The organism is Lysobacter enzymogenes (assembly GCF_017168095.1).
GTDB classification, from domain to species: Bacteria; Pseudomonadota; Gammaproteobacteria; order Xanthomonadales; family Xanthomonadaceae; genus Lysobacter; species Lysobacter enzymogenes_D.
The window spans coordinates 1-6374 of sequence record NZ_LXSD01000451.1 but is presented as its reverse complement, the minus strand read 5'-3'; the positions used below and the strand labels follow the sequence as shown (position 1 = coordinate 6374).

Genomic DNA, 6374 nt, shown 5'->3' with positions numbered 1-6374 from the left:
GCGGCGCCGGCGGTCGCGGCCGCCGCAGCGCCGGTGCCGGCCGCGGCCAGCGCGGGGCAGGGCGATGCCTTGGCCGCCGAAGTGGTCAAGGCGCTGTCGGCCTTGGTCATGGACATGCTCAAGCTCGGCGCCGATGAACTCGACCTCGACGGCATCCTGCTCGACCTGGGCTTCGACTCGATCGGCCTGACCGGCTTCGCCAACGCGATCAACGAGCGCTATGGGCTCGACATCAACCCGGTACTGTTCTTCGAATACCCCTCGATCCGCGCCATCGCCGGCGCGTTGACCAGCGAGCACGCCGAGGCGGTGCGCAAGGTTCATGCGACGGCGGGCGCGCCCGTCGCCGCCGCGCCGGCTGCCGTGGCTGCGGTCCGCAACGAAGCCGCATCCGCGCCGACGCCCGCGTTCGCGGGCAAGCAATGGCAAGCCCCGAGCGCACCGGCCGAGGCCGCGGCGGACAGCGCCGCCGCGCCGGGCTTCGCCCGCGAAGAGCGTTTCGTGCGCGAGCCGATCGCCATCGTCGGCATCGCCGGCACCTTGCCGCAGTCCGACGACCTGCACGAGTTCTGGCTCAACCTGGAACAAGAGCGCGACCTGGTCACCGAGATCCCGCGCGACCGCTGGATCTGGGAGGACGTGCACGGCAATCCGCTCAAGGAAGCCAACAAGTCCTACTCCAAGTGGGGCGGCTTCATGCGCGAGGTCGACAAGTTCGACCCGCTGTTCTTCGGCATCACCCCGCGCGAGGCGGAGATGATGGATCCGCAGCAGCGCCTGTTGATCCAGGCGGTGTGGAGCGCGATCGAGGACTCCGGGCACAAGGTCTCCGACCTGTCGGGCACCCGCACCGGCCTGTTCGTCGGCGTCTCGGCCAAGGACTACATCGACGTGCTGGCCGAGCACCAGTCCACGCTCGACGGCTATTCGGCCTCGGGCAATTCGCATTCGATCCTGGCCAACCGCGTCTCCTACCTGTTCAACCTGCGCGGCCCCAGCGCGCCGCTGGACACGGCGTGTTCCAGTTCGCTGGTCGCGCTGCACCGGGCGATCGAGTCGATCCACACCGGCAGCAGCGAGATGGCCATCGTCGCCGGCGTGCAGGTGATGTTGACCCCGGTCGCGCACATCTCGCTGAGTTCGGCCGGCATGCTCAGCCCCGACGGCCGCTGCCGCACCTTCAACAAGGACGCCAACGGCTACGTGCGCGGCGAAGGCGTCGGCGCGGTGCTGATCAAGCCGCTGGCGCGCGCATTGGCCGACGGCGACCCGATTCACGCGGTGATCCGCGCCACCGCCGAGAACCACGGCGGCCGCGTCACCAACCTTACCGCGCCCAACCCCAAGGCCCAGGCCGAGCTGCTGGTGGAGGCCTACGACAAGGCGCGCATCGATCCGGCCACGGTCGGCTACATCGAATGCCACGGCACCGGCACCAGCCTCGGCGATCCGATCGAGATCCAGGCGCTGAAGAAGTCCTTCGCCGACCTGTACGCGCGCCACGGCCGCGCCGCGCCGGCGCAGCCGCACTGCGGCCTGAGCTCGGTCAAGACCAACATCGGCCACCTCGAACCGGCCGCGGGCATGGCCGGGCTGCTCAAGGCGCTGCTGGCGATGCGCCACGGCAAGATCCCGGCGCTGCTGCATTTCGAAGAGCTCAATCCCTACATCGATCTCAAGGGCAGCCCGTTCTACATCGCCGACCGCACCGTCGACTGGCCGGCGCCGCGCGACGCCAGTGGTGCGCCGTTGCCGCGCCGCGCGGGCGTGAGCTCGTTCGGCTGGGGCGGCGCCAACGCGCACGTGGTGCTGGAGGAACACGCGCGGCCCGAACGCAGCGACGAGACGCACGCGCCGGTGCCGGTGCTGCTGTCGGCGCGCGACGGCGAACGCCTGCGCGAGTACGCCGGCAAGCTCGCCGCGCATCTGCGCCGCGAGCCGGCGCAGCGCTGCGATCTGCGCGACCTGGCCTACACCTTGCAGATCGGCCGCGACCCGATGAACGAGCGGCTGGCGCTGATGGCGGCGTCGCGCGAGGAACTGGCGCAGAAGCTGCAGGCCTTCGCCGACGGCGGCGAGGCCGCCGGCCTGCGCCACGGCCGCGTCGCCCGCGGCAAGGACGAGGCCGGTTTGCTCGGCGACGACGAAGACATCCGCCGTTCGGTGATCGCGCAACTGGTCGCCGCCGGCAAGTGGGAGCGCGTGCTCGAACTGTGGGTCAAGGGCCTGGATCCGGATTGGGCCACGCTGCATGCGGCCGGCGCCTTCGGCGCGTTCGCGCCGCGGCGGTTGAGCCTGCCGACGTATCCGTTCGCGCGCGAACGCTGCTGGATCGACACCAGCGCCAAGCCGGCCAAGCCGGCGTCGGCGCCGGAAACGGCGACCGCCAAGCCCGCGCAGGAACCGGCCCAGCACCTGTTCTTCCATGAGCGCTGGCAGGCGCTGGGCCCGGCGCCGGCCGAGCCGGCGCGCGCCGCGCCGACCGTGCTGGTGTTCGGCGACGACGCCGACTTCGCCGCCTGCGGCGACGACGCCGCACTCGCGCACGCCGTGCCGGTGCGCCGCGGCGAGGCGATGCGCGCGCTGCAGCACGGCTACGAATGCCGCGAAGGCGACGCCGAGCAATTGCAGTCCCTGCTGAGCGCATTGCCGGCGGGCGAGGGCGAGGCGCTGGAGATCGTGTACGCCTGGTCGCGCGGCCGCGGCGAGGCCGGCGTGCGCGATCTGTTCGCGCTGTTCACCGCGATCAAGCACAGCGGCCGCGCGGTATCGCGGGTGGTGCTGGTCGGCGACTACGATCCGCGCCGCGCCGAAACCTGCTGGGACTACGCCTGGATCGGCTTCGAGCGCTCGCTCAAGCTGCATCTGGCGCGCACCGCGATCGCCCTGGTCTATGCCGACGACGGCGCGCTCGATGCGGCCCAGGCCTGGCGCGCCGGCGTGCGCGGCGGCGCGCTGTGGCGCCGCGGCGGGCGCTGGCTGCAACTGTCCTACGCCGCGCACGAGCTGCCGGACGAGCCGGCCGCGCCGCTGCTCAAGCATGGCGGCGGCTACCTGATCACCGGCGGCTGCGGCGCGCTCGGCCAGCTGTTCGCACGCCATCTGGCGCGCGAAGCCAACGCGCGCCTGCTGCTGACCGGGCGCAGCCCGATGTCCGAACGCATCCAGGCCCAGCTCGACGAACTGCGCGCGCTCGGCGCGATCGATGCGGTGTACCACGCGCTCGACCTAGGCGACGAAGCGGCGATGGCGGCATGGCCGCAGACGCTGCCGTTCGCGCTGTGCGGCGTGCTGCACGCCGCCGGGGTGGAATCGCACAGCGCGTTCTTCGAAAAGAGCGCGGCGGACCTGGACGCGGTGCTGCGGCCCAAGACCGTCGGCAGCGCCGCGCTCGACCGCGCCCTGGCCGCGCAGCCGCTGGATTTCGTCTGCTACTTCTCCTCGTCCTCGGCCATGCTCGGCGACTTCGGCGCCTGCGACTACGCCATCGCCAACCGCTACCAGATGGCCTACGCCGAACATCGCCGCGGCAGCGGCGCGGCCGGCCGCACCCTGGCGATCAACTGGCCGCTGTGGGCGCAAGGCGGCATGGGCGCGGCCGATCCGGCGCAGACCGCGGCCTACCTCAAGCGCACCGGCCTGGAAGCGCTGCGCAGCGAGGACGGGCTGGCGATCTGGCGCGCGCTGCTGGGCGAGGAGCGCGGCCAGACCTTGGTCATGGCCGGGCAGCCGGGCAAGGTCGGCGCGCTGCTCGACCGGCTCTACGGCCTGGCGCCCGGCGCGCGCGGCGACGGCGGCCGCAGCGAAGTGCAGGCGCTGCTCGGCGGGCTGAGCCGCAACGCGCCTGCGCCCAGCGCCGGCGAGCTCGACGCGCAGCGGCTGCAGGCGCTGCGTTCTCTCATCAAGGCCGAGCTGCTGGGCCTGCAAGCGGCGGGGAAATGACATGAGCGTGGCAGTCAGCGCCGATGTGCTCGGCCAGGTGCGCCGGATCGTCCAGGACACCATCAAGATCTCCGCCGACCGGCTCGACCTGGACGCCGAATTCGTCGAACTCGGCATCGACTCGATCATTGCGATGGAGCTGATGGAAGGCCTGTCGCGGCACTTCGCGATCAACTTCACTCCGGCGCAGTTCCTCAACGTGGCGACGGTGCGCGAGCTGGCCGCCTACATCGAAGGACTGGCGCCGGCCGCCGCCGCGCCGGCCGCCGCAGCGCCGCGCGTCAGCGAGACCGCAACGCCGCGCGCCGCCGAAACCGCGGCGGCGGCCGATCCGCTGCGCGCCTTGCTCGATTCGGTCAAGCAGCGCCACGCCATCGACCTGACCGGGCGCCGCTTCGATACGCTCGACCAGATCGTCGATGAAATGGTCGAGCACCATCTCGACCACTGGCTGCCGCGCTTGCCGCAACACACCGCGCAACCGGCCGCCCAGGCCGTCGCAGGCGCCGGCGAAGTCGCCATCGTCGGCCTGAGCTGCCGCTTCCCCGACGCGCCCGACGCGGCGGCGTTCTGGGACAACCTGATCGCCGGCCGCAACAGCATCCGCGAGATCCCGGCCGAGCGCTGGGACTGGCGCGCGATCTACGCCGAGCGGCCCGCGCCGGGCAAGAGCGTCTCCAAATGGGGCGCGCTGATCGAGGACGCCGACCGCTTCGACGCCGCTTTCTTCGGCCTGAGCGCGCGGGAAGCTCGGTTGATCGATCCTCAGGAGCGCTTGCTGCTGCAGGAGGCTTACCGCGCGATGCAGGACGCCGGCATCGACCCGGCCCGGCTGGCCGGCAGCGCCACCGGCGTGTTCGTCGGCTACGAATACGCCGAGTACGAGCAGTACCTGCGCCGCAACATGGAGCGCCTGCCGGGCCTGGTCTGCAGTTCGTCGAGCCCGAGCTATTACCTCGCCAACCGCCTGTCGTATCTGTTCGACCTGCGCGGCCCCAGCGAATCGGTCAACGTCAACTGTGCGTCCTCCGCGCTGGCGATCCATCGCGCCTGCCGTTCGCTGATCGACGGCGAAAGCGAGCTGGCGCTTGCCGGCGCGGCCTGCCTGCATCTGTTCGGCGACGATTACGTCACCGCGTCGCAATACGGCCTGCTGTCGCCGGACGGTCGCTGCGCGGTCTTCGACGACGGCGCCAACGGTTTCACCCGCGGCGAGGGCGTGGGCGTGGTGGTGCTCAAGCGCCTGGACCGCGCCCGCGCCGACGGCGACCGCATCTACGCCACCATCAAGGCCAGCCGGCTGCGCAACCGCGGCCGCGGCGCCTCGCTGTCGGAAGTGAAGTTCGACGCCATCGCCGATGCGGTCGGCGGTTGCTACGCCCAGGCCGGGCTGAGCCCGGCGCAGATCGATTACGTCGAGCTCAACGGCTACGCCAAGAAGTGGGCCGATTCGTTCGAGTTCGAAGGCCTGCGCCAGGTGTTCGCGGCGGCGCCGGCGGGCAAGACCTGCGCGCTGGGCAGCCTCAAGGGCAATATCGGCCATCTGGAGCCGGCCAACGGCGTCGCCGGGCTGATCAAGCTGGCGCTGTCGATGCACCATCGCGCGTTTCCGCCGACCATCACCCGCCAGCGTCCGAGCAGCTTCATCGATCTCGACGACGCGGCGCATCCGCTGTATCTGGCCGAACGCCGGATCGGTTTCGACGAGATCCGCCGTGCGCCGGGCACGCCGGTGCGCGCGGGCCTGAGCTCGTTCGCCGACAGCGGCGTCAATGTGCATTTGCTGGTCGAGGAACATCTCGAGCAGCACGTTCCCGCGGCCGCGGCCGCCGCGCAGTTGCTGGTGCTGTCGGCGCGCGATGGCGAACGCCTGTGCGCGGCCGCCGCCGAACTCGCCGCGTTCCTGGAGCGCGAATCCGCGCCGGCGCTGGATGCGGTTGCGCGCACCCTGCAATGCGGCCGCGAAGCGATGCGCCACCGCCTGGCCTTCGCCGCCGCCGACGCGGCACAGGCCGCAGCGCTGCTGCGCCGCTACGCCGCCAGCGAGGACCACGCGGCGGCGCGGACCGGCCTGCAGCGCGAAGGCCTGTACCGCGGCGATGCCGCCGACGACCGCGCGCACCCGCTCAGCGGCGTGATCGGCGCCGACATGGCCGCGCTGGCGTTGCAGCAAGGCCGCGCCGACGGCGACTGGAGCGCGGCCGCACAGCTGTGGGCGCACGGCGTGGCGGTGCCGTGGCAGCGGCTGTGGCCCGATGCCGCGCCGCGCATGGTGTCGCTGCCGGGCTATGCGTTCGCGCGCGAGCGGCATTGGATGGATCTGCCGGAAGCCGGCGTCTCCAGCGCCGACGAGGCCGCGTCCGCACCGGCGCCGACGCCCGCAGTCGCGGCGATCGCATCGGCGCCGCGCTGGCGCTTCGCCCGCGCCGGCA

General features: G+C 72.0%; 2 protein-coding genes. Both read left to right on the top strand.

Annotated elements, in window-relative coordinates; translation table 11 throughout:
- On the top strand, positions 1-3942 hold a 3942-nt coding region (locus tag A7A76_RS19350; protein WP_206412745.1), incomplete at its 5' end, for a type I polyketide synthase.
- Position 3943: 1 nt separating this feature from the next.
- Positions 3944-6374: beta-ketoacyl synthase N-terminal-like domain-containing protein (locus A7A76_RS19345; protein WP_241201046.1), on the top strand; the 2431-nt coding region annotated here is incomplete at its 3' end.